The sequence below is a fragment of the Haladaptatus ordinarius genome, assembly GCF_054177595.1.
The window spans coordinates 1-23119 of sequence record NZ_JBPEHH010000029.1 but is presented as its reverse complement, the minus strand read 5'-3'; the positions used below and the strand labels follow the sequence as shown (position 1 = coordinate 23119).

At 61.8% G+C, this 23119-nt stretch carries 20 protein-coding genes and 1 pseudogene; 10 read left to right on the top strand and 11 right to left on the bottom strand.

Annotated features, from left to right (window positions below; genetic code table 11):
• Position 1 precedes the first annotated feature (1 nt).
• Genes ACR3FF_RS12370 through ACR3FF_RS12355 form a run of 4 tightly spaced genes read right to left on the bottom strand, consistent with a single transcriptional unit; the run spans position 2 to position 4627 of the window.
• The gene (locus tag ACR3FF_RS12370) at positions 2–1216 is read right to left on the bottom strand and encodes an ABC transporter ATP-binding protein (RefSeq protein ID WP_458188349.1); all 1215 of its coding nucleotides are present in this window, start codon (positions 1214–1216) and stop codon (positions 2–4) included.
• A 39-nt stretch (positions 1217–1255) separates the two neighbouring features.
• Complete coding sequence (locus ACR3FF_RS12365; protein ID WP_458188410.1) at positions 1256–2191, bottom strand: carbohydrate ABC transporter permease; 936 nt, start codon at positions 2189–2191, stop codon at positions 1256–1258.
• A gap of 58 nt (positions 2192–2249) precedes the next feature.
• Positions 2250–3266 carry a carbohydrate ABC transporter permease gene (locus tag ACR3FF_RS12360; RefSeq protein WP_458188348.1) on the bottom strand — a complete coding sequence of 339 codons (1017 nt, stop codon included), beginning with the start codon at positions 3264–3266 and terminating at the stop codon, positions 2250–2252.
• A gap of 20 nt (positions 3267–3286) precedes the next feature.
• Entirely contained in the window at positions 3287–4627 is a 1341-nt protein-coding gene (locus ACR3FF_RS12355) for an ABC transporter substrate-binding protein (RefSeq protein ID WP_458188347.1), read from the bottom strand.
• A 189-nt stretch (positions 4628–4816) separates the two neighbouring features.
• On the opposite strand from ACR3FF_RS12355, the gene ACR3FF_RS12350 reads away from it, so the two are divergent.
• Positions 4817–6229 (top strand): class II fumarate hydratase, encoded by a 1413-nt coding sequence (locus ACR3FF_RS12350; protein ID WP_458188346.1) that lies wholly within the window; start codon positions 4817–4819, stop codon positions 6227–6229.
• Between the two features lie 64 nt (positions 6230–6293).
• Here the strand turns inward: ACR3FF_RS12350 and ACR3FF_RS12345 are convergent, their stop codons facing one another.
• Positions 6294–7235 carry a hypothetical protein gene (locus ACR3FF_RS12345; protein ID WP_458188345.1) on the bottom strand — a complete coding sequence of 314 codons (942 nt, stop codon included), beginning with the start codon at positions 7233–7235 and terminating at the stop codon, positions 6294–6296.
• Positions 7236–7412: 177 nt separating this feature from the next.
• On the opposite strand from ACR3FF_RS12345, the gene ACR3FF_RS12340 reads away from it, so the two are divergent.
• Entirely contained in the window at positions 7413–7874 is a 462-nt protein-coding gene (locus tag ACR3FF_RS12340; RefSeq protein ID WP_458188344.1) for a PH domain-containing protein, read from the top strand.
• A complete protein-coding gene (locus ACR3FF_RS12335) occupies positions 7871–9361 on the top strand; it encodes a PH domain-containing protein (protein ID WP_458188343.1) in 1491 nt (496 codons plus the stop codon). The genes ACR3FF_RS12340 and ACR3FF_RS12335 overlap by 4 nt, the downstream gene beginning before the upstream one ends.
• On the opposite strand, the gene ACR3FF_RS12330 is transcribed toward ACR3FF_RS12335, so the two are convergent.
• A complete protein-coding gene (locus ACR3FF_RS12330) occupies positions 9362–11176 on the bottom strand; it encodes a PAS domain-containing sensor histidine kinase (protein ID WP_458188342.1) in 1815 nt (604 codons plus the stop codon).
• A gap of 381 nt (positions 11177–11557) precedes the next feature.
• Between ACR3FF_RS12330 and gatE the strand changes: the two genes are divergently transcribed.
• A complete protein-coding gene (gene gatE, locus ACR3FF_RS12325; protein ID WP_458188341.1) occupies positions 11558–13426 on the top strand; it encodes a Glu-tRNA(Gln) amidotransferase subunit GatE in 1869 nt (622 codons plus the stop codon).
• A 52-nt stretch (positions 13427–13478) separates the two neighbouring features.
• Here gatE and ACR3FF_RS12320 read toward each other — a convergent pair whose 3' ends face one another.
• The 4 genes from ACR3FF_RS12320 to ACR3FF_RS12305 all read right to left on the bottom strand — a co-directional run bounded on the left by ACR3FF_RS12320 (position 13479) and on the right by ACR3FF_RS12305 (position 16340).
• Positions 13479–14024: an HPP family protein gene (locus tag ACR3FF_RS12320; RefSeq protein ID WP_458188340.1), complete on the bottom strand. Its 546-nt coding sequence runs from the start codon at positions 14022–14024 to the stop codon at positions 13479–13481.
• A gap of 172 nt (positions 14025–14196) precedes the next feature.
• Positions 14197–15033, bottom strand: coding sequence for a phosphatase PAP2 family protein (locus ACR3FF_RS12315; protein WP_458188339.1), 837 nt, complete (start codon positions 15031–15033; stop codon positions 14197–14199).
• Positions 15034–15069: 36 nt separating this feature from the next.
• Positions 15070–15819, bottom strand: a complete 750-nt coding sequence (locus ACR3FF_RS12310; RefSeq protein ID WP_458188338.1) for an RNA methyltransferase — start codon at positions 15817–15819, stop codon at positions 15070–15072.
• Positions 15816–16340, bottom strand: a complete 525-nt coding sequence (locus ACR3FF_RS12305; RefSeq protein WP_458188337.1) for a DUF8114 family protein — start codon at positions 16338–16340, stop codon at positions 15816–15818. Before ACR3FF_RS12305 ends, ACR3FF_RS12310 begins: the two co-directional genes overlap by 4 nt.
• A gap of 170 nt (positions 16341–16510) precedes the next feature.
• Between ACR3FF_RS12305 and ACR3FF_RS12300 the strand changes: the two genes are divergently transcribed.
• The 6 genes and pseudogenes from ACR3FF_RS12300 to ACR3FF_RS12275 all read left to right on the top strand — a co-directional run bounded on the left by ACR3FF_RS12300 (position 16511) and on the right by ACR3FF_RS12275 (position 22807).
• Entirely contained in the window at positions 16511–17209 is a 699-nt protein-coding gene (locus ACR3FF_RS12300) for a DUF7504 family protein (RefSeq protein WP_458188336.1), read from the top strand.
• Positions 17206–17547 carry a hypothetical protein gene (locus tag ACR3FF_RS12295; RefSeq protein WP_458188335.1) on the top strand — a complete coding sequence of 114 codons (342 nt, stop codon included), beginning with the start codon at positions 17206–17208 and terminating at the stop codon, positions 17545–17547. The genes ACR3FF_RS12300 and ACR3FF_RS12295 overlap by 4 nt, the downstream gene beginning before the upstream one ends.
• A gap of 510 nt (positions 17548–18057) precedes the next feature.
• Positions 18058–19686 carry a caspase family protein gene (locus tag ACR3FF_RS12290; RefSeq protein ID WP_458188334.1) on the top strand — a complete coding sequence of 543 codons (1629 nt, stop codon included), beginning with the start codon at positions 18058–18060 and terminating at the stop codon, positions 19684–19686.
• Positions 19687–19725: 39 nt separating this feature from the next.
• Positions 19726–20535, top strand: a pseudogene (folP, locus tag ACR3FF_RS12285) (dihydropteroate synthase); the annotation flags it as partial.
• A 127-nt stretch (positions 20536–20662) separates the two neighbouring features.
• Positions 20663–21352: a 6-hydroxymethylpterin diphosphokinase MptE-like protein gene (locus tag ACR3FF_RS12280; RefSeq protein ID WP_458188333.1), complete on the top strand. Its 690-nt coding sequence runs from the start codon at positions 20663–20665 to the stop codon at positions 21350–21352.
• Positions 21353–21400: 48 nt separating this feature from the next.
• A complete protein-coding gene (locus tag ACR3FF_RS12275; protein ID WP_458188332.1) occupies positions 21401–22807 on the top strand; it encodes an FAD-binding oxidoreductase in 1407 nt (468 codons plus the stop codon).
• Between the two features lie 24 nt (positions 22808–22831).
• Here the strand turns inward: ACR3FF_RS12275 and ACR3FF_RS12270 are convergent, their stop codons facing one another.
• Complete coding sequence (locus tag ACR3FF_RS12270; protein WP_458188331.1) at positions 22832–22993, bottom strand: hypothetical protein; 162 nt, start codon at positions 22991–22993, stop codon at positions 22832–22834.
• Positions 22994–23119: the final 126 nt, after the last annotated feature.

Below are 23119 nucleotides of genomic sequence, written 5' to 3'. Positions count from 1 at the left end.
ATCAGCGGTTCGGCACAGACGCCTCGGAGATGTCGAGCACGCGGTTGCGTAGGGCCTCGCCCGTGTCGGTGTCGAACAGGTGGATCGCCGCCTCGGGCACGTGGGCGACGACCTCTTCACCCTCTTCCGCGGTTCGCATCCCGCCGAGCGTGACGACGAACGTTCGTCGCTCTTCAGTCGGCTGTCCCTCCGCCGGATTGTGCTCCGTCGTGTGTCCGTCGCCCGCGTCGGCGAACCGGAGGTAGACGTTGTTCTCGTTGCCCATCGGTTCCACCACGTCGACGACGGTGCGGAAGTCGTGGTCGTCGCTTCCACGGGGGCCACTTGCGCCATCCCCGACGGCGGCGATTTCGATGTCCTCCGGGCGGATACCGAGGGTGACTCGCGTCGTCTCGCCCAGCTCGGCGCGCGTCTCCTCCGAGAGCGGGTACTCGAAGTGTTCGCCGACGAGCGTGTCTCCCTCCAGCGTGGTTTCGAAGAAGTTCATCGACGGTTCGCCGATGAACCCGGCGACGAACAGATTCGCGGGTCGGTGGTACGCCTCTATCGGCGTCGCCACCTGCTGTAGCTCTCCGTCGTTCAGGATGGCGATGCGGTCGCCCATCGTCATCGCCTCGGTCTGGTCGTGGGTGACGTACACCGTCGTCACGCCGAGGTCTTCTTGCAACCGCTGGAGTTCGGTTCGCATCTGTGAACGCAGTTTCGCGTCCAGATTCGACAGCGGTTCGTCCATCAGGAACACTTCGGGGTCGCGTACGATGGCGCGACCCAGTGCGACGCGCTGTTGCTGACCGCCTGAGAGTTCGCCGGGTTTGCGGTCCAACAGGTCGGCGATTCCCATCATCTCGGCCGTCTCCTCGACGCGCGTCCGTATCTCGTCGTCCGCGAGGTCGGTCGACTCCTCCAGTCCGAAGCTCATGTTCTCCCGCACGGTCATGTGGGGATAGAGCGCGTAGGACTGGAACACCATGGCGATGTCGCGGGTGGTCGGCGGTTGGTCGTCGATGACCCTGTCGTCGAGTCGAATCTCGCCCCGTGAGACCGTTTCCAGACCGGCGATCATCCTGAGCGTGGTCGATTTCCCACAACCGGACGGGCCGACGAGGACGAGAAACTCCCCGTCTTCGATTTCGACGTTCGCGTCGTCCACGGCGACGATTCGGTCGCCGTCGTCGTCGAACCACTTCGTCACGCCGTCGAGTGTGAGTTCAGCCATCGTGTCGATACCTCCGTTCTGTCGAATGAATCCCTATCATCAGCTTGCAACTCCTTTTGCGAACTGTTCTCCGAACGCAATGTAGACGATGAGCGTCGGTATCGCAGCGACGAACGCCCCAGCCATCTGCAGACCGAACGACTGGATGATACCACCGCTGAGATTCGTCAGCGCGACGGTCACCGGTTCACCGGCCCCGGCACCGCCGGGGAGGATGACCAGCGCGAACAGCAGATCGTTCCACACCTGCGTGAACTGGTAGATGAGCGTCACCGCGAACATCGGTTTCGACAGCGGCAACACGATGTTGCGGTAGATGCTGAACACGCTCGCGCCGTCGAGGCGGGCCGCCTCCAGCATCTCGTCCGAGAAGTTCCGGTAGTACGACCGGAACAGCAGGAACGTGATGGGAATCCCGTAGGCGGTGTGCGCGACGATGAGGTTGATGATGTTCGCATAGTGGGCGTGCATCAGCGGCAAGCCCCACAGCGGCGAGAGCAACGTCTGTGTATCCACGATGGCGAACAGCCGCGACAGCGGCACCAACACCGCCTGATACGGGATGAAGATGCCCGCGATGAACAGCGCGATGATGGGCATCTGGTACTTCCACTCGACGTTCGTCACGCCGTAGGCCGCGAGACTCCCGAGCGTCGCCGACAGCAACGTCGCTGGAATGGCGAGCAGGAGGCTGTTCGTGATGCCGTGGGTGAGTTTGCGTATCGCAATACGCCACGGTTCCAGTGTGAACCCGTCCGCACCCGGCGGCGCGAACGGCAGCGTCTCGTTGAACGCGCTGTTCGTCTTGAACGCGGTCATGATGGCCGACTCTAGCGGAGCCAGATAGAACCCGACCAGCGCGACCAGTCCGAGGTACAACACCAGTCGTCCCGGCCCTGCGTTGCGGAACGCTGCGGCGGCCCGCTCTCTGCGGGTGTGTTGCTCCGGTTCCGGCGTGGCGGGTGGGCCGCTCATCGTGCCCACCTCGCTTTCGTTCCCCGCATTCGAGACCATCTCTCGACGAGCGTCGTCTTCATAGTTCACCTCTGCTGTACTCGCTGTAGAGGTACGGACCGACGACGGCCAGTGCCATCAGGAAGAGGACGATTGCGATTGCCGACCCGTACGCCCAGTTGTTCGAGGCGAACGCTTCCCGGAACATCATCGTCGCCAGGATGTCCGCCGCCGGGCCGGGATTGTTCCCGAACATCACGTACAGGAAGTCGAACGCCTTGAGCGCAAACACCATGAGCACGACCGCCGCGCCGATGGTCGAAGAGCGCAACTGAGGGATGATGACCCGGCGGTACATCCGCCACGAACTCGCGCCGTCGACCCGCGCGGCCTCGTAGTGTGCGTCCGGAATCGCCCGCAATCCTGCGAGGTAGACGACCATCGCGTAGCCGCTAAACTGCCAGATAAGCGCGAAGATGACCGCCGCGAGTTTCGTCGTCGGGTCGCTTATCCAGTGGTGGGCGAGCGCGTCCAGTCCGAACTGCCTGAACGTGATGTTGATCATCCCGCTCTCGAAGTTGTACATCCACGCCCACACCTTCGCCGTCACGACGAACGAGAGGCTCATCGGCAGGAGGTAGATGGTTCGGAACGTGTTCTCGAACCGAATCTCCCGGTCGACCAGGATGGCGAGCGCCAACCCGACCACCAGACAGAGCGTCGTGAACGCGACGAGGAGGACGACCGTGTTCCGCGCCGCCGTCCTGAAGTTCGGGTCGGAGAGCGCCCGTCGATACATCTCCAGGTCGAACGTGGCCGGGTCGTAGGTCGGCAACGTGAGCGAGGCGAAATCCGTGAGGGAGATGACGAGGTTCCAGCCAATCGCGCCGTAGACGAAAAAGCCCATCAGCAAGAACGGCGGGAGCCAGAACGGGAGACTCTGGACGAACTCGTTCTGGAGTATCGACTGTCCAGTCTCGCTGCGCTCTTCGGTTACCGTCCCGCCGTCAGCGCGAAGCGCTGTGGAATCGTCGGAGCGACGGACACGACGCAGGCCACGACGGACTTGCTTCAGTGATTCACGTATTCCTTGCATGGAAAATCAGACGTCGGTCCTCAGTTCGATTGGAACGCTTTGACGAACTGGTCGTACGTCTTGTCCACGTTCCAACCGGAGTTGAAGGACGTGGCTGCGTCCTTGAGCTTCGTCAGCGTTTCGGGGTTCGTCGCCAGCCCGTGCGTGATGGACGGTGGCTGGGACTGTGAGTTCTTGAACTGGTCCATCTGGCGCGAGAGGAACGGACCGAACTTGTCCTTCGGCACGTCGGTGCGCGGTGGAATCGACCCCTTCTTCGGGTTGAACCGCTCCTGGGCGTCCACCGACCCGAGGTACTGCAGGAACTTCTTGGTCGCCTCCTCCGTCGGGTTGTTCTTCGGGAACGGGAACGAGTCCATGACGAGCGAGTACATCCCCTTCGTGCCGGGGAACGGCACCATGTCCCACTGCTTTTCGAACTCGAAGCCATCCTGACCGCGGTACATCCCGGCAGCCCAGTCACCCTGATGGATGAACGCTGCCTTGCCGCTGATGAGCTTCTTGTTGGCCTGTTGCCAGTCGAGCGACCCCGCGTCGCTGTTGAAGTGTTTCTTGTACTGCTTGACTATCGAGAGAGAGTTCTTCACCGCCTGCTGGTTCTCCTTCACATTTCCTTCGGTGAAACCGGTGTAGGCCTGCTTCCCGTGCTCGCCGAGGAGTATCGTCGCCCACAACTGGAGCGTCGACCAGCCGGATTTCGTCTGGTGGGCCATCCCGACCGCGTTGGTTTTGTTCTCAACCTGCTTCATCGCGCTGACGAGGTCGCTCGGTTTCGTGATGCTCTTGGGGTCGACACCCGCCTTCTCGACGACCTCGACGTTGTAAAAGAGGTTGTTCAGACGGTGGATGTTGAGTGGCACCGTCACGAACTTCCCGCCCGGTTTCGCGGCGTTCTTCGGCCCATCGAGGTAGGCCTCCTTCATCTTGTTGTTCGACCAGATGGACTCGCCGATATTTTCCAGTTTGTCCGCTTCGACGTACGGTTGCAGGTTCTTCCCCGGCCACGCCTGCCACGTGCTCGGCGGGTTGTTGTTGAGCACGCGCTTTTTGATGACGCTTTTCAGGTTCTGCCCAGCACCGCCGGAAACGGGATTCGGTTTGACTTTGACATCGTGTTTCTTCTCGAATCCCTCGAACAGTGCCTTGATTGCCGCACCGCCGTCGCCGCCCGTCCACCAGTGTTGGACTTCGACTTTGTTACCACCGTCGCCACTGCCACCGCCACCGTCGCCACTGCCACCGCCACCGTCGCCGTTCCCGCCGAGACAGCCAGCGAGCCCGGCGGTGCCTGCTGCACCAGCGAATCCAGTCAGTTTCAAATACGTACGACGCGACAGGTCTCCATTGCTATTGTCTGACATAGGTACGCCTCGTAAACGTATCCGTACCAATTGGAAAGAGCCACTTAACGATTATTATTAAGTTAATTCCGGTACGAGTGAATTCTTACTTCGCTGTTCGTTTCTGAATCAACTCGCTTTCGCGGAGACGACCGGCGAACGAATCTCCTTTCGATGGGTTTTACGCTCGCCCCCAACCACCCTCCAAGTATGAGCGACGATGATTACCGAATCGAGGAGGACAGCCTGGGAGAGATGCGGGTTCCGACCGACGCCTACTGGGGCGCACAGACCCAGCGCGCGGTGGAGAACTTCCCCATCTCGGGCATCACGTTCGGGCGGCGGTTCATCCGGGCGCTCGGCGTCGTAAAGAAGGCCGCCGCGCAGGCCAACCGCGACCTCGGGATGATAGAAGAGGACGAAGCGAAAGCCATCATCGAGGCGGCAGACGAGGTCATCGCGGGCGAGCACGACGACCAGTTCCCGGTAGACGTGTTCCAGACCGGCTCGGGCACGTCCTCGAACATGAACGCAAACGAGGTCATCGCCAACCGGGCGGCCGAAATCTACGGGGGCGAGGTCGGATCGCGCGAGATTCATCCGAACGACCACGTCAACTTCGGCCAGTCGAGTAACGACGTCATACCGACCGCGATGCACGTCTCGGCGCTCGAAGCCGTCGAGAAGGACGTGCTCCCGGCCCTCGATACGCTCCGCGAGGCGTTAGCCGAGAAAGAAACGGAGTACGACGACGTGGTCAAGACGGGCCGGACCCACCTCCAGGACGCCACCCCGGTTCGCGTCGGACAGGAGTTCGGCGGCTACCGCACGCAGGTCGAGAAGGGACTCGCCCGCGTCGACCACGTGCGCGACCACCTCAGCGAACTCGCACTCGGCGGGACGGCGGTCGGAACGGGGCTGAACACCCACCCCGATTTCCCCGAACTCGCGGCTGAGTACATCAGCGAGGAGACCGGCGTCGAGTTCCGCGAGGCAGACGACCACTTCGAAGCGCAAGCGGCCCACGACGCGATGGCCGAAGCGCACGGCGCGCTCCGGACGATTGCCGGGTCGCTCAACAAGATGGCGAACGACCTTCGGCTGCTGGCGTCGGGTCCGCGCAACGGACTCGGTGAAATTGACCAACCCGAAAATCAACCCGGTAGCTCCATCATGCCCGGCAAAATCAACCCGGTCGTCGCGGAGGCCGTCAATCAAGTTCACAAACAGGTCGTCGGCAACGACACTGCAGTCGAGTACGGTGCGGCGGAGGGCCAACTCGACCTCAACCTCTACAAACCGGTGCTCGCGCACAACTTCCTCCAGTCGGCCGAACTCATCTCCAACGCCAGCGAGGTGTTCGCCGAGAAGTTCGTCCGGAAACTCGAAGTCGACCGCGAACACTGCGAGACGCAGGTCGAGGGGAGCATGGCGCTCGCCACCGCACTCAACCCTCACATCGGCTACGACAAGGCTGCAGAAGCCGCGAAGACTGCGCTCAAAGAGGGGAAGACGGTGCGTGAAGTCGTCGTCGAGAAGGGCTACCTGAGCGAGGAGGAGGCGGACGAAATCATCGACCCCGAAGCGATGACCCATCGGGGAATCCTCGGGCGAGACGAGTAACGCGACCGGCCGCTGATTCTTTCGACTGTCGGTGAAAAGAGCCGGATTCGAACGCAGAAACCGGTTAGAAGAGGTTGGTGAAAAACGAGACGACAGAGTTTATCACGGAAGAAAAGCCGTCCCAGAGCCTATCGAAGAACGATTTGCTGTTCTTTCTGCTCACGTCAGAGGGATTCGTCGTGGTCGTGACAGTCGTCGTCTCATCCTCACTTCCGCCGCCGTTCTCCTTCGTCGTCTGTTTTTTCTCGGTCGTCGTCGCTTGGGCCGAACATCCCTTGGTCGTAATCTTGACCGGCTTGTTCATGTTCAACTGCGTGCGCGTCGGGTTGTTCACGTCGCCGGAGAGCACCTGCCACTTCTCGACGTTCCCCTGGTAGTTTCCGTCCACGTCCGACAGGAGCGCCTTCTTGTTGAACTTCGGATGGATGGTGAACTCGAACTCGTCGCCGAGTCCTCGGTAGACGGCGCCGTCTGATCGACCGCCCTGCCACGTCCAGTGGATGACGGCGGTCGCCGTCTCCTTGCCGTTCCAGTTGCGGTGTTTCGAGTAGTCGAACGTGTCGCGGTTCGTCGGCCCGTCGTACTGGTCGTCTTTGACGACGAACTTCCCCTTGACGGGGAGGTTCGTGATGTTGAACGAGACCGCGCCGCCGTTTCCTGCTTCCAGTTTGTCGTGCACCATCACGAGGCTCAGGCCCTTCGGTCCCTCGTAGAGGAACATGATGCTGGTGTTCTTTCGCTGGAGGCTCTCGGTACCGAAGGAAGCGTACTTGTACGACGAGGGGTCGGTGTCGGGCGTGCGATAGTCGTAGAACTGCTCGATAGGCAGTCCCGACATCGAGAGTGGTTCGATAGGGATGCATTTCCCGTCCTGTTCGATAGCGTACTGGGAGTTCCCATTCGACTGGAGCGCTCCTGCCGACGAGACGCCCCCGAGGACGGCGGTCGAGGCGACTGTCGCCGAGACGAACTGGCGACGGTTGATTGTGGGCGAGTTCTCGGTCATGCTGTCCACGATGGATACGGTTTCCCGGCGTCTTTGTTCCACGCCGTCTGAATCGAATCAGAGCGAGTCGAACGAACCGGTACGCACCGCCTTCGACGCGGTAGGGTGACGGTACGTTCCTGAGGACGTCGGTACGTCGGGCCTACCTTTATACGGCATCTCACTCGTTGTGTACGTATGGAGACACTCGATTCCCGCGTTCGAATCGTCTGGTTCGCGGGCGTTCTCGTCACTGCGACGCTGGTTGGGGGCGCGTTGGTCGGCGTCCAGCGATTTCTCTTCGAACTGGCACTCTGGCTGGTCGGGGGCGCCGCCCTCTTCGTACTCGCGTTCGGTGCCGTCTACGTCGTCTTCAAGTACCGCGTCTGGCAATTCGAAATCCGTGACGAGGACCTCTATCTCGAACGCGGCGTGTTCACTCGCGTCACGACCGTCGTCCCATTCGTTCGGGTACAACACGTGGACACCCAGCGTGGGCCTATCGAGCGACTGGTCGGCCTCGGAAGCGTCGTCGTCTACACCGCCGGGTCACGCGGGGCCGACGTGACGATTCCCGGTCTCACGCCCGAACGTGCGAGCGACCTCCAGCGCCGCCTTCGGAACCTCGCCATAGAGAGCGAGTCCGAGGACGCTGTATGAAACTCCACCCGCTCTCGCTTCCCTACCGGGCGGTTACTCGGGGCGTGAGCGTCGCCTCGACCCTGTTTTTCGTCGGAATTGCGATTGCGGGCGCGGTGGAGTCCCTCGACGTCCTCCTCGTGAGCGCACTCGTCGTCGTCGGACTGTTGCTCACGGTCGGGTGGGAGTACGCCTACTACCAGCGGTTCGAGTACCTCCTCACCGACACCTCGCTCGACATCGACTCCGGGGTGGTCTCGCGCCGCCGCCGCGAGATTCCACTTCGACGGGTGCAGAACGTGGACATTCACCGAAACGTCGTCCAGCGCACGCTGGGAATCGCCTCCGTCGGTCTCGAAACGGCGGGCGGTGGCGGGACGGAAGCGAGCCTTCGGTTCGTCTCCTACGAGGAAGCGAGACGCCTCCAGCGGGAGATTCAGCGCCGAAAGCGCGGCGTGCGAGGAGACGATACCGAAGACGCCGACACGCGACCGGAACCCGAGACCGAACTGCTGTACGAAATCAGTTCGGAGGAACTGCTGTTGCTCTCTGCCATCTCGATCGAACCACGCGTCTTCGGTCTGGTCTTCCTCGTCGTCCCGTTCCTGACCGACGCCGCGGACTCGTTCGGCGAACTGACGTTCCTGCTCGGGGTCGTTCAGATACTCGTCTCGGCGGTGGTGCTCTGGGTGGCGAGCGCGATGGTCACCTTCGCGCGCTACTACGACTTTCGCCTGACGCGCGTCGAAGACGAACTCCGCTACGAACGCGGGTTGCTCCAGCGCTACGACGGCAGCATTCCACTCGACAAGATTCAGACGCTCACGCTCCGTGAGAACCCGCTCATGCGGTACATGGGCTATGTGACCCTCTCGGTCGAGACGGCGGGGTACGCACCCGGACAGGGCCCATCCGGCGGGTCGGAGGCTGCCGTCCCTATCGCGGTTCGTGCGCGAGTCCTCGGACTCGCACACTCGCTCGAGTCGTTCGAGGACCCGACGTTCGAGCGACCGCCGAGTCGAACTCGACGCCGCTACGTCGTCCGGTACGCTCTCGTCGTCGGTGGGCTCGCGGCGGTTGCGTACGGTTTCGACTGGGCCACCGGGCTGCTCGATTTCTGGTACGTAGTCGCCGCTCTCGTCGTGTTCGCTCCCGTCGCCGGACACTACCAGTGGATACATCGCGGCTACTTCGTTGGTGACGAACACGTCGTGACCCGAAACGGATTCTGGCGGAGGACGACGCACGTGGTTCCCTACTATCGCGTCCAGACGGTCATCCAGCGGGAGACGCTCTTCCAGCGCCGCTGGCGGCTGGCGACGGTCGTCGTCGATACGGCGAGTTCGGTCGGTCTCGGTGGACAGAACGCCCGTGCCACCGACGTGGACCGAGACGACGCGAGTGAACTCCGGGAACTGGTCACTCGACGTCTCGGCCGAGAGGTTCGATGCCGAAAAGTACAGACGGCACGGGACGGCTCCGAATCCAAACCGTCGAGTCGGGAGTGATCACTCCTCGGTCGTGACGCCGTCGATTTCGAACCGGGTACCGCCGTGTTCGCTCTCGGTCACGGTTACCGACCAGTCGTGTGCGTCGGCGATTCGTTTCACGATGGAGAGTCCGAACCCCGTTCTCTCCCGGTCGGTCGAGAACCCGTCCTCGAATATCTGGTCGCGTTTCTCGGGAGGGATACCCGGGCCATCGTCGTCGATGGCGAAGCCGTCCGCCGTCGCCTCGACGCGGACGTGTGGCTCGTTTTCGGCGTGGGTCACCGCGTTGTCGAGAAGATTTTCGAGGAGCTTGCGGAGTCGGCTCTCGTCGGCGCGTACCGTCGGGAGGTCGTCGGCGACGCCGAGCGTTCCGCTTTCGCTTCCAGCCGTCGACCACGCGTCGTAGACTGCCTCTCGAAGGTCGATCGGGGTCGTCTCACCGACCACCTGTCCTTGCCGAGCGAGCGTCAGGAGGTTGGTGATGAGCGTATTCATCCGGTCGAGGGCGTTCGAGACCTCTTTCAGGTGCTCCGAATCGCGTTCTCGGCGCTCCAGGTCGGTTCTGACCTGAGCGATGTCGAGTGGATTGCGGAGGTCGTGTGAGACGACGCTGGCGAACTCTTCGAGTCGTTCGTTCTGTCGCTCCAACTCTCGCCGGCGCTCTCTGCGCTCGGTCACGTCGTCGAGGGTGACGACGACTCGTTCGAGGTCGCCACCTTCCGATTCGATTGGCGACGCACTCATCGAGAGGAGACGCCACTCGTCGCTCGAACTCTCGTACCCGATTCGTTGGTTCCGAATCGTCGTTCGGTCCTCGAGGACCCTCAGCAGTGGGTGTTCGCCCTCCGAGAACGGATTTCCCTTCTCGTCGGTCGATTCCCACTGCGAGGAATCGTACGTACGATTCTTGATCTCCTCCTCGGTCACTTCGAGTAAGTCGACCGAACGGTTGTTCGCGCGGACGATTCCACCCCTGTCGTTCATGACGACGATGCCCACGGGACTCGTCTCGAACACTCGCTCCAGCAGTTCTTTCTCGCGGTGGTGTTCTTTCCGCATTTCGGTCTCTTCGGTTACGTCCCTGAAATAGACGGACAACCCACCCTCGGACGGGTACGCGTGGACTTTAAACAGGATGTCCAGCGGCGGATAGTACGCCTCGAACGTCGTCGGTTCCTGTGTCTCCATCGCCCGTCGATACTCGTCTTCGAACTGGGAGTTGAGAGCGTCGGGAAACTCGTCCCAAATCTTCTTCCCGAGCACTTCTTCTTCGGTCCTGTCCAGTAGCCGCTCGCCCCGGCCGTTGAGGTACGTGAATCGCCACTCGTCGTCCAGCGCCAAGAAGGCGTCCGTGACTCGTTCGTAGACTTTCCGCATCCGTTCCTGGTAGTTCATCGCGGCACGCTCTGCTCGGTAGCGACCGACGACGTTCTCGATTCGGTTCGCCAACACCGTGTACTGGTCTGCACCACCGCTCTTCTGGAGGTAGTCGGTGACGCCCGCAGAGATGGCCTCACTCGCGATTTCCTCGCTGCCTTTACCGGTAAAGAGGATGAACGGCAGCTTCGAGTATCGGTCACGAACCGTCTCCAAAAAGTCCAGGCCGGTCATCACACCCATGTCGAAGTCGCTGATGATACAATCGACCGAGAGGTCGTCGTCGAGGCGGTTGAGTGCCTCCGTCGGGCTCGTATCCGTGTGTACGACCACGTCCGAGAGGTGCTCCGCAAGGAGCCTCGAAGAAAGCCGCAGGCGAGCTGGGTCGTCGTCCACGTGGAGAACTCGAATCGGCGTCTCACCGTCGAAATCACGTGCCCCCAGTAAATCCGTCATAGGAGTGTTACGTTCCTCTCTCCTTTTAAATCTACGGGTCAGTCGTGGTCGGAAAATTGTCGACGACCGTTTGCATAAGTCGGTTGCTGCATCCATATTTTACGCTATTCACCTCGGAATAGTAAACGCACTTTCTGTGTAATGTTACTTTCGTTTATATATAAGACGGTGAATATTTCAATCCGCTCGCTCACCGGTCGTGTTATCGGCACGCACAGGAGACACGAACTCTCGGTTCGTCGTCGGTGTTGGCGCTGGTGGATGGCGTAGTCACGTTCTTTTCGAGATGGTCGTGGAGTCGTCTTTCCAGTTCTGCGGACGCATCGGCAGAGCCACACGAACTGAACGGTTTTTTACCCCTCCGCGTCTCACGTTCGACCAATGAGCGAGTACGACTACGAGGACCTCGGTCTCGTTGCAGGGCTGGAGATTCACCAGCAACTCGACACCGAGACGAAGCTGTTTTGCGAGTGTCCGACCGACCTTCGCGAACCGGACGACGCGGCACGGACCTTCAGTCGATACCTCCATCCCACGCGGAGCGAACTCGGCGAGATAGACAAGGCGGCCCTCGAAGAGAGCCAGATAGACCGCGAGTTCGAGTATCTGGCCTACGACTCTACCTGCCTCGTAGAGGAGGACGACGAACCACCCCACCGACTGGACGAAGAAGTGCGACAGGTCGTCCTCGAAATCGCGCAACTGCTCGACATGGACGTGATAGACCAGGCCCACCTCATGCGGAAAATCGTCGTCGACGGGTCGAACACCTCGGGATTCCAGCGATCGACGCTCGTCGCCACCGACGGCGAAATCCAGACGAGTGACGGGGCGGTCGGCGTCGAAGACCTGATGCTCGAAGAAGAGAGCGCCCAGCGTATCGAAGAGCGCGAGGACGGCGTCCTCTACAGTCTCGACCGTCTCGGCATCCCACTCGTGGAGATTGGCACCGCCCCGGACATCAGTTCACCTGCACAGGCCCGCGAGGCCGCCGAGCGAATCGGGATGCTCCTGCGCTCGACTGGCCACGTAAAGCGCGGCCTCGGGACCATCCGCCAGGACGTGAACGTCTCCATCGCGGACGGTGCCCGTGTGGAGATGAAAGGAGTTCAGAGTCTCGACGACATCGACGACCTCGTCCGGTTCGAGGTCGGACGACAGGTCGAACTGCTCGCAATCCGTGACGAACTCCGCGAGCGTGACGCGGAAGTCGGTGAGCCACGGGACGTAACCGACGTGTTCGCGGACACCGACAGCGGCGTCATTCGGGGGGCACTCGACGACGGCGGAGCTGTCACGGCGGTCCCCCTCTTCGGCTTCGACGGACTCGTCGGGCGCGAAATCCAACCCGACCGTCGTCTCGGCACCGAACTCTCCGACCACGCCAAGCGCCACGGGGCGGGCGGTATCTTCCACACCGACGAACTCCCGGCCTACGGCGTCACCGAAGACGAAGTCGAGACGCTCCGCGAGTCGGTCGATGCGGGTGACGAGGACGCGGTCGCCATCGTGGCCGCCAGCCCCGAGATCGCCGATGGCGCTATCGAAGCCGTCGCCGACCGCGCCCGAGTCGCTATCGAGGGCGTGCCCGAGGAAACTCGGGGTGCGAACGAGGACGGCACCTCGCGCTACCTCCGACCCCTCCCCGGTGCGGCACGCATGTACCCCGAAACCGACGTCCCACCGGTCGATTTAGACCCGACCGAGGTCGAGACGCCCGAACTGCTCACCGAGAAAGTCGACCGCTATCAGTCGGAGTTCTCGCTCGACGCCGGACTCGCCGAACAGGTCGCCTACGGTCGCCGGATGCCACTGTTCGAGCGCGCGGTCGAGACGGGTGCAGACCCGACGTTCGTCGCCGGACTGGTCGAGAGCACGGTGACGGAACTGCGGCGCGACGACGTACTGGTCGAGAAGCTAGAGGACGAACACTTCCTCGGCGTCGTCGAACTCGTCACGGACGGCGAGTTGGCAAAAGAGGGGGTCAACGACGTGCTGACGCTGCTCGCGGAGAACCCACAGCTATCGCCCGAGGAGGCCGTCGAGGAAGCGGGTCTCGGGGGCGTCAGCGAGGACGAAGTCCGCGAAGCCGTCGTCCAGGTCGTCGAGCGCAACGAAGAACAGGTCCAATCGGAGGGGATGGCGGCGTTCTCGGGCCTGATGGGTGAGTGCATGGGCCAACTTCGCGGGAAAGCGGACGGCGACCTCGTCAGCCAGATTCTGCGCGAGGAGATTCAACAGCGAGCCTGATTCTCCTGCTCAGTTCGCCTGCTCACTTTCCCTCTGTCTGCTTGTTTTACTCTCACTCGCTGCTCTCGTCCCGATAGAACACGTCGGGTGCTGGTGGCACCGTTTCGAGATACGCCAGTCCCTGCTGAACCGCGACCAGGAGTGTGATTGCCACGATGACGACGACACCTTCGGTCGGTTTTGGCAGCAAACCGAGCGAGACGATGAGCGTCGTCGCACACGCCGGTGGGTGGCGCAGGTCGGTCACGACCATCCCGGCCGTCGTCAGGCCGACCGAGAGGATGCCACTCAGCGAGAGGCGAAGTGCCGCCATCGAGAACGGTGGCGCTGGATTCGTCAGCGAGAGTCCGGGCGCGACGAAGTGATAGAGGACCAACCCGACTACGACGCCGATGACGTGCCCGCCGATGACTCGCCGGGGCTGACTCACCCGTTCGCTGACCTTCGAGGCGAGGAGGAACGCAGAAGGACCGAGACTCGGGAACAAGAATGGTAGACCGCTGGCCCACGCCAGTGCCCCGAGCAGCACGAGGAGGACGCTGGCGACGACCGCGACGCGAGTCGTCTCGTGGAACTTCGGGTCAGAGATGGAGTCCATCGTCGTCGATTTCGAGAGCGCGTTCGAGTGTCTTTTCGTTCGAGACGAGACGAACGATATCGTCCTCGTGGCGCTGTTGGTGACGCTGACTGCTGCTTCCGTATCAATCGCACGAGTACACGAATGGACAGCCGCCTCGAAATGTAGTTACCGTCTTTACAGCGTCTTTCCGCTAGCGACCGGCGGTCCGGCGAACCGCTGCCAGCGCCTCGCGCGAAACGACCGACCACCGTGGTTCACTGACCTTGCGCGAGAGGGTGTACGCACAGGCGACGAGGACGACGGCGAAAACCGCGTCGGTCAGCCAGTGGACGCCGAGGTACAGCGTCGAGAAGACGATGGCCACCGCGAGCACGCCAGTCGTGTACGCGTAGGCCGCGTCGGCTTTCCGGGCGTACAGCGCGGCGAGCACCGACAGACCGGTGTGGAGACTGGGGAACGCCTTGACCAGCGTGTCGGTCGAGTGGATTCCGTACTGGATGGCGGGGTCGAGTTCGTACATCAGGGGTTCGACCGTCGTCAAGTAGAGCGAGGACACCTTCACCGGGAACAGGAGGAAAAAGGGCACCGCCAGCAGGACGAGAAAGACGTACGCCAGCGCGTATCGCTTGGCTTCCTCTTCGTCGTGTACTTTCAGTTTGAAGTACGTGAACAGGACGACGAACGGGAAGCCGACGAGGTAAACCGCGGTGAACACGAGTGTCAGCGGCGTCGAAGCGATACCCTGGAAGGTCGCCACGGTCGCTCCTTCGATGGCGTAGACGACGCCCGTGAACGTTCGTCCAACGTGAAAGTGCAACGCGAGCGTGTTCACGATGTTCGTGACGACCCACGCGACGCCGAGATACTTCCAGTCGGTTTTGAGGAAATCTCGAAACAGGGTGGTGATGCGCTCTTCCGGGAGAAACACCTGCTTTCCGACGAGAAGTAACACGACACTCGGGACTGCGACGAGCAGCGTAAACTGCGTCCCGAGCGGGAGGGAGTGAAAGTGGAGGGCAGACAGCATCGTTACTCGTTACTGAGACGACACGACATAAAGTAGTTACCTATCGTTCCGAGTCCGTCGACCGGCGTTAGGGCTCTCTGCGCGCTGATTCGCCCGTCGAACGATACCACGAAGCGTGGCTATCTCTCTCCCAGTCGGGTGGGCCCGACCGACGAGTCGCCGAATCATCCGCATCGACTTGTCACGTTTCACCTCGGGGTGGTCGACGACCTCGAGGAGGTCGGCGAACGTCTCGTAGAATCCCTCTATCTCCCGTTCGTCGGCACGCGTCCGTTCGACGTCCGGTAGCTGGGATTCGTCGACCGTCAGTTCTCGTAGTTCGTAGAGGGTGACGGTTGCGGCCTGTCCGAGGTTCAACGAGGGATACGACGCACTGGCGGGTATCGCACACACCTCGTCGATGCGCGACAGTTCGTCGTTCGTCAGTCCGTCCGACTCGCGTCCGAAGATGAGGACGGTGTCCGTCTCGACGCTCGCCAGACTGTCGGCCAGTTCGCGGGGCGTGGTGAACGGAAAACGAACGTGACGTCTGGCATCTTCGTTCGTCGTCGCCGTCATCCCGACCGTGTGAAAGTTCGCCACCAGTTCGTCGAACGTCACCTCGTCGTAGTTCGGCAACACGTCCTCGCGGGCCTGTCCCGCGAACCCGTACGCGTCGCTATCGCGCCCGAACTCGGGTGGGTTCACCAGTTTCAGGTCGTGCATGCCGAAGTTCTTCATCGCCCGTGCGACGGTGCCGATGTTGCCGGGCGTCTTCGGTTCGACGATGGCGACTGCGGGCTTCATTTCGGATACTCTCGTGAGAGGTCCACGTCGCGGAGGTCGATCTCCTCCCGTTCTTCCTCGGGGAGTTCGACGTTCATGGCTTCGAGGTCCGGTTCCGGTGGTTCCGGGAGGTCGTCGGGGTCGGTGTCGACGTGTTCCATGTTGCCGTATCCCTCCGGCGCACGGCCGCCGTCCGCGAACCACTCGTGGAACTCGTCTTGAAGTTCCTCTTTTCCGCGGAACTCGTCGCCACCCTCCTCGAAGTACCAGAAGAGAAAGTCCGTCTCGTGTTCTTTACAGACGGCGACCTCGCCCATCGGTTCGCCGTACACGACTTCGACCACGTTACACTGCTCTAAGTTCTCGTCGCCGTGAATCAGCCAGCAGGCGTCACAGGGTGACCCGACGAGGGCCGACAGGCGCGCGAGTCGCTTTTGCGTGTCGGTGGACATCTCGTCCATCGGCCTGTACTCCCCCGCTTCGGTGAACACTTCCTCCTCGTCGAAGCGCCAGCCACGAAGCCCGATACTCACTTTTCCCATCACGTTCGACTAGCAACCGGAAGAACAAAAAGAGCGTGTCTCCGACCGGACGTCCGTCCGACGGCGAATCGCGTCGAATCGTGCGTTCACCGAGCCGTACCGTCAGTTACCATCGATAATCGTCAGCAACCAAATTTTTATCAACGTTCACTTCCATCAGTTTTGTACCAATGCGTCATGCAGAGATTTCGTTCCGTGGAGGGGGCGACTCGCCAGAGTTCCACGAAGTCCTCTCCGAGTTCAAAGAACGGGGTTGTAACATCCTCGTATCCGGACGAGTCTCTGAGACGACGACGAATCGAACGACGATACAACTACTCGGTGCCACCACGGAAGAGCGAAAGCGCGTCCTCGTCCTCACGGACGCGTCTGCTCGATACGTAGGCGCGAAACTTCCTCCCGGGACGACTGTCGACGACGCGGACGTGTGGGCTATCGGCTGGGGGTCCGACAAACGTGCCGTCGGTGCGATTTCGACCCCGACCGGGCCGACGCTGTACTCTGCGACCGCGACTGGACTGCGAGAACTCCGCGCCGACATCGTGACTGCCGTCAGTTTCTTCGACGAGTGGGCTGACGGACTCGCCCCGGCCGAACTCCGCCTGTCGTTCGATTCGCTCGTCAAGCCACTCGAACAGTGTGACCGGGACGACGTCGAACGGTTCGTCCGAATCGTCACCGCGCTCGTCCGCGGCGTCTCCGGTATGGCCCACTACCACCTGCCCCTCCCGGACGACGACGAACTGGTGCGGGAGCTATCCCCGCTGTTCGACGCCCGTGTCGAAGTCGACCAGGGAGACGGACTCGTGCCGAAACAGCGCTGGCACGTTCCGGAGTACGACCAGACGACGAACTGGGTTCGAATATGACTAGGGCCGATTTTCCGACCGACGAAAGCGAATCGACGTCGCCGAGGTTCCAACCCATTTCGAACCCACCGGGCGTAGAGATTTTCGACCCCATCGAGAAAGTGCGGTTCGAACTCTACACGTCTGGTTCCCCCACGTTGCAGCAGACCGAAACGGACGGATTTCCGTTTCCGATGGACTCTGCGGTTACGTTCTCGACGCGACGCATCGTCGTCCCGTATGAAATCTCGGTCAACTTCTGGAACGGAGAGCAAACCGTTGTCGAGCAGCTCGGCCTAAGTGTCGAAGAACTCTCTGTGCCATCGAACGAATACTATGTGACCTCCTCCTCGCCGTAAGCGGCGAGGCTTCCCACGGCACCGCACCGCTGGTTTGGGATATTTGCTGGTTGACGACCTGTCGGTATGATAGGCCGATGGCGGGGCCACACCGCCGTTACTCCTATCCCGGCATGGGACTCGGAGTTATCTTGCTGACCGAGACACCACAGCGGTTCGAGAGGGTGTCTCGAACGTTCTGGGCCTCGGAGTCCCGATATTGTGCAATTGAGTGGGCGGTGTGACCGCCTCGGTGTCCATCATATTATGAACCGATACTACTTAAATATCCGTAGTGTCGATGCGTGGTTTGTGAAAGAGTTGTCGGATTCACTCCCGCCGTGAACGGCGGGATTCTCTCCTCGCAGAAAGATAGAACTCGAATCGACACCGATTAAACTCTACGTCGCTCTGGAATCCGAAGTACGAGTAAAAAGGGACGGCGAGTCGACCGTCGTCGAATTCGACGGCGAACGGTCGGTACGTCTCAGCGCTCGGTCGTTTCATCGACGCCCCGCAGGGACGATTACGGTGACGGACGACGTCGAGGACGCGATGCGTGCACTCTCGCTGTTCGGGTCGGGGCTGAAGACCACGAGTCCCGAACGAGCGTATCCGAGTTTGCGCGGTCATCCGCTGGCCATCGAACGCGGCGACGAATTTTCGGCACCGAAAGATCTCGAACCGCCGAACACCGGTGTCGAACTCGCCCTTCCGCCGGAGCGCGAGTACGTGTATCCGGCCGCGTCGCTCGCGTACTACCTCGGGGCGACGGTCGTTTCGGGACCGAAACCCACCCTGGTCGCGGATGGGTTCGAGTACTCGCTCGCTGGTTCGGAAGGCTACGAGACGACCGTCGGTCGCGTCCTTCGACAGGCGTTGTTCCTCGATTGTGTGGTTCGAACCGAGGGGTACTATTTGGTCGATCTCCACGAGCGCGGTGAAATCGAACCGCTGGTCGAACTCGACTTCGCCGCCCTCTACGATGCCCCGTTTTCTGCGCGCCTCGCGGCGTATCTCGGGGTTCCCTTCGAGACGCTCGAACCCCACCTCCCCGAGTGGCCGTTGACCACGGACGTTGTGCCGACATCCGAGAACGTCGAAGCTCTCCCGTTCGTGGCGAACGACCTCGCTCTGATTCGATGTCCGTCCCCCGTGAGGGAATCCACCGTCAACGAAACACCACGAACACTGGCCGAGTTCTGTCGAAGCGCGGCCGAAGACCCCGACGACGTCGGTCCGAGTTCACCGATAGTCGAACCGAAACCCTTCGAGAGCGTCGAACACGCGTGGGTCGGTGACGGGTATCCGATGGGAAGCAACAAGACGTCCGTCGCATCGTTGCGTCGAAGAGTCGAATCAGTTCGGACCGACGACCCGACCGTCCGGATTCAGGTCGTCTGCAACGACGAGAGCATGCGGGAGGAGGGGAACGTAGAGGAGTCGTACGGATTCCGCGACATGCTCGACTACGACGTCGACCTCGCGTACGACCTCACGACCGACGAACTCCGCGAACAGTTCGCAACACCCATCGATTTCCTCCACTACATCGGTCACGTCGACCATGGTGGAATCCAGTGTGTCGACGGCCTTCTGGACACGCGGAGTCTCGACGCGGTGAACGTGCGAGCGTTCTTCCTCAACGCCTGTCGGTCGTACGAACAGGGGGCGAACTTGGTCGAGAAGGGCAGTCACACCGGCGTCGTCACCCTCTCGGAGGTGTCCAATCGGGCCGCCACGAGAGTCGGTCGAACCCTCGCCCGACTGCTCAACGCTGGATTCCCGTTTCATGTCGCGCTGTCCATCGCACGCGAAGAGACGCTCGCAGGGCATCAGTACATCACCCTCGGTGACGGAGGGACGACGCTCTGTCAGGCGGAGGCTCTCGGGTGTCCCTTTCTCCACCTCACCCGAAACGACGAGGAGACGTTTCGCGTGACGGTGAGGTTGTATCTTGCCCACCGGTACGGTATCGGCAGTCACTTCGGAGTGAACGTCGACCGCGTGACGAAGCGGTACCTCGGGTCCGGAATCGCCGACTTGTTCGACCTGACTGCAAACGAACTCGATGCGCACTTGGAACTGGAAACGTTTCCGGTCGAATACAGGGGCGACCTCTACTGGAGCGACGAGATAGCCGCCGCCGATCTCGACTGAAAGGGCCGATTTTTATCCTTCCACTCCCCTCGTCCGAGTATGCAGAACGTCTCCGCCGCAGGACTCGGAATCGGGCCGGCACACCCACCCCGAATCATGGGCGTGTTGAACGTCAGCGAAGAGTCGCCGTACGACCCGAGCGTGTACGACGACCCGGCAGCGGCCGCCGACTACGTCGATTCGAAACTCGTCTCGGAAGGGGCGGACATCGTGGACGTCGGACTCGAATCGGCGAACAAGCGGTTCGACGTGCTCACCGCCGAGGAGGAACTCGATCGCCTGGACACGGCGGTCGACACTATCGAACGCATCTCCGGTGACGCCGTCTTCTCCATCGAGACGCGCTATCACGAGGTGGCCGACGAAGCCCTCTCGCGGGGATTCGACATGGTGAACGACATTTGTGGCTTCGCCGACCCGGAGATGGCGACGGTATGCGAGCGCCACGACGCCGCCGTGGTGAAGATGGCGAGCCCACAGAATATTCGCAGACCAGGTGCCATAGAGCGCGTCGACGACATCTTTGACGCACTGGCGAGCGAACCGCTGACCGAGAAGACGATTCTCGACCCTGCGTTCGGAGGGTGGAGCGAGGAGAAGACACTCGAGGACGACCGAGAGACGTTCCGTCGGCTCGACGAATTGCGAGAGCTGGGGCGTCCGATACTCGTCTCCATCAACCGGAAGAACTTCCTCGGTGAGATAGTCGGTCGGGACACCGAGACACGACTCCCGGCCAGTCTCGCCGCAACGGCGTTGGCGGTCGAACGGGGTGCGGACGTGATTCGCACCCACGACGTCGCGGAGACGCTCGACGCGGCGACGATCGGGAACGTACTCGGACGGGAGGCAAAATGACGGGAAGACTTATGTCGAACGACCGAACAACGGGATGTAAGCCGGAAGTGTTTCTATGGGTAGGGGTACTCGTCGGGCGCACTTCTGGCACAGCCACCCGAATTCTTCGGAGCGACGGATGAAATTTGCCGAGTGGGAACCAGCGTACGCCGCCATTCTCGACGACTTCGGATTCTCTCGTACGGCAGACGAACGTGCCCGCGACGTTCTGGCGTCGTTCGCCGTCCCCTTCGACCTCGCTCGATTCGACGGACTCGACGGAAAGACGGTCGCCATCGCAGGTGCGGGGCCATCGCTCGGCGACGAACTCGAGCGAGCACGAGAGGCGGACGTCGTGTTGGTGGCATCCACGGCGACGGACCGCCTCCTCGACGCCGGTATCGAGGTCGACTGCATGGTCACCGACCTCGACAAGAACCCGGACACGGCACGTCGGTTGACCGAACGAGGAGTTCCGGTCGCGGCACACGCTCACGGGGACAACGTCCCGGCGGTTCGGAAACACCTCCCGACGTTCGATACGGAGCACGTCCTGGCGACCACGCAGGCCGAACCCCGCGGTCCCGTCGATAACTTCGGCGGGTTCACCGACGGCGACCGTGCGGCATTCCTCGCAGACCACTTCGGTGCGGCCGAACTGGTCTTCCTCGGATGGGACTTCGACGACCCGGCAGTGGACGCGACGAAACGCGAGAAGTTGCGGTGGGCCGAGCGATTGCTCCGCTGGCTGGAACGACGACGCGACGAACAGTTTTCGGTGCTCGACGGTCGCCGGGGAGACGTCGACACGAGTCGATTTCCCCCGTAGCGACGTCGGCGGAATAGATTTATCGTCACCGTTGCCTACAGTCATCACGTGACATACGACTGTTCGTTTCTCCGCGACCTTCCACTGGACGAGAACCAATTTTCGTTCGGAGACTCGCATCGCTCAGGTCACGCAGGTGACTGGGGAACGCCCGACGACGAGCAGGTTCGCCCGGACGCCGTGGTGTGGCCCGAATCGACGGCTGACGTCGCGGGGGTGCTCGCAGCGGCGGACGAACGAGGGGTTCCGGTCACCCCCTACGCCGCGGGGACGAGCCTCGAAGGGAACGCGACGCCCTCCCGCGGCGGTATCAGCCTGGACGTGAGTCGGATGGACGCGGTGCTCGACGTGCGACCGGACGACTTCCAGGTGGACGTCGAACCGGGTGTTTTCGGCTCGGCCGTGGCCGAGACGGTCGCTGGCGACGGTCTGTTTTTCCCACCGCTGCCGTCGTCGGGCGACATCTCGACCATCGGGGGGATGATAGCGAACGACGCGAGCGGGATGAAGACCGTAAAGTACGGCGAGGTGAGCGACTGGGTACTCGAACTGGAAGCCGTGCTGGCGGACGGGTCGGTCATCACGACGGGGAGCAAGGCTGTCAAAACCTCGAGCGGGTACAACCTGAAAGACCTCGTCGTCGGCAGCGAAGGAACGCTCGCGGTCGTCACGCGTGCGACGCTCGAACTCGCCGGTATCCCCGAGCAGATTCGTGGCGGTCGCGCCATCTTCGATACGCTGTCGGACGCGGTCGAGGCGGTCTCCGACGCCGTACGCTCTGGCGTCGACGTGGCGACCATCGAACTCGTGGACGAGACGAGCGCGACGATGGCGAACGCCTACACTGGTTCCTCGCTCCCGGATTCGCCCATGGTGTTCGTCGAGTTCCACGCGAATCACGGCATCGAGAGGGAAATCGAGTTCTGTCGTTCGGTGTTCGAAGCCCACGACGTCTCTCGTTTCGACATCGCCGAGGGCGACGAGATGGACGAGTTGTGGCAGGCCCGGCGAGAACTCGCGTACGCAGTGCAGACCTACGACCCGGAACTTTCGCCGCTCCATCCCGGCGACGTGACGGTGCCCATCAGCGAGTACCCCGAGACGGTGCGACTCGTGCGTCGACTCGCCGACGAACACGACCTGTCGGTTCCCTGTTTCGGTCACGCCGGTGACGGCAATCTCCACTACTCGGTGCTGGTAGACGAATCCGACGACGAGCAGGTAGAGCGCGCCCGGAAGGTGCAGACGGCAATCGTCGAACACGCCATCGAGGTCGGTGGCACCTGCACGGGCGAACACGGCATCGGCCGGGGAAAGCGCGAGTATCTCGAACTCGAACATGGCGAGGAGAGCGTCGAAGCGATGCGACGAATCAAACGCGCCCTCGACCCGAACGACACGCTGAATCCGGGGAAGATATTCCCGGAGACCCGAGACGGCGGACGGGTCCGATGAGCGTACGAAGGGGAGAAATCGACGTTATGGATTCGGCCCGGTGAGGGCGGCCTGTGCTCTGCCGACGGTTCGGCGGAGGTCTCGATACACCCGTGGTTCGGAGTAGAGTTCACGGTACGACCCCGCGGAGTTCGCAAGTTCGGCGGGCTTCCAGAATCGCGCGTCGTTCGCGTCGGAGGCGGCCACCACCGTGTAGTGATTAACGTAACTTCTGGATGAATCCGCTGAGATGATTCTCAATCCACGAGCCTGCGAAACTCAGTCGGTCGGTCAATTTCGTGAAGATTTCATCGAGGAGGGCGCGGTACTCGT